Origin of the sequence: Candidatus Caldatribacterium sp. (assembly GCA_014359405.1) — a bacterium.
In the GTDB taxonomy this organism is placed as follows: Bacteria; Atribacterota; Atribacteria; order Atribacterales; family Caldatribacteriaceae; genus Caldatribacterium; species Caldatribacterium oleiphilum.
Window position 1 is genome coordinate 6,200 of sequence record JACIZN010000094.1, and the last position, 1,244, is coordinate 7,443.

The following is a 1,244-nucleotide window of genomic DNA, read 5'->3' on the forward strand; positions in this document are numbered from 1 at the left end:
AGAATCATGCGACGGTAATGGAAGTGAGTTCTATTGAAGAGGATATTCCTCTACCGGATAATTTCTTCAGCGTTCGAACCATCCAGCGACCGACACTGTAGGACGAGGGTGGCAACGATGAAACCATGGCTTTCTTTTGGGATTGTGGTCGTTTTCTTGCTTAGCCTTGGACTTCAAGCTGTGGCTTTAGAGACGCAGGGGAGTGTTACCACCTGGGGTCGGTACGGCTTCAGAGAAAATGACCTTGACTATGGTGTGACGGTGGACCTTTCCTCGACGGTGTCTCTGAGTGACACTTACTTTGGGAATGTGGAGCTCCTTCTCAAGTACCAGGATGAGAACAACATCCGTCCTCTCAGGGTGAAAGAGATAAGCCTCCAAGGAGTTCAGGCACCCTGGGAGACAACGGATTTCCGGATTGGGCTTCTTGAGGTAACCTGGGGAGCTTCGGACATTATGAGTCCTGTGGACATTCTCAACCCCCGACCTTTCTCTCAAGGTCTCAGCAGGTCTGCAATTGAAGAGAAAATCCCGGTTCCAGCTTTGGATCTTGAGTGGTACCCAAGTGGTACTTCATCTCTTGAGTTCTTCTATCAGCCCCGCTTTGTAGCGAATTTCGTTCCCGAGTTTGTTGAAAAGCAGCTCCTTTTGCCTTCTCTTGTTCCTTTTGGTGTTGTTCCTGAAAAGGCAAATATCGTTCTCGCCAAGGAAGAGCCGTCGGTGGGGTTTGCTTCACCCATTTGGGCGCTTCGAGCACGAAGCTCTCTTGGCTCTTTCGATATTGCCCTGAGCTACATCAACGGATACTTCCTCTCTTCCTACCCGAAAGAGACGACCATTTCTCTTCTCCCCGAAGGGTCGTGGGATGTTCGAGTTCGCTCTGGGTACCCCAAAAGATCTGTTCTCGGTTTGGAATTTCAAGGAACCCTTGCAGGGATAGAAGGTCTGACACTTCGAGGCGATTTGGCCTGGGTTGTGCCGGAACAGTGGGTGCATACCGTGGTGCTTCCGGATGGGGAAAGGATTTCTCTTCCGGTTTTTGATGCGCCGTACTGGAAGGCAAGCCTTGGAGTAGACTACTCCTGGGACAACACCTATATCAGCGTTGCGTACCTTCTTGGAAACCCTTGGGAGGAGGGTGAAAGCGTCTCGCCTTACGGATACGTACACGTTGACTGGCAGAGTGACGACGGAAAATGGAAACCTTTCGTGAACTGGGTTACAAGTCTCCAAGATGGGAGTGC

At 50.8% G+C, this 1,244-nt stretch carries 1 protein-coding gene and 1 pseudogene (1 of these 2 cut by a window edge); both read left to right on the forward strand.

Annotated features, from left to right (window positions below; translation table 11 throughout):
- A pseudogene (locus H5U36_07745) lies at positions 1–101 on the forward strand (outer membrane lipoprotein-sorting protein) (it extends 674 nt beyond the left edge of the window).
- A gap of 16 nt (positions 102–117) precedes the next feature.
- Positions 118–1,244: hypothetical protein (locus H5U36_07750; GenBank protein MBC7218015.1), on the forward strand; the 1,127-nt coding region annotated here is incomplete at its 3' end.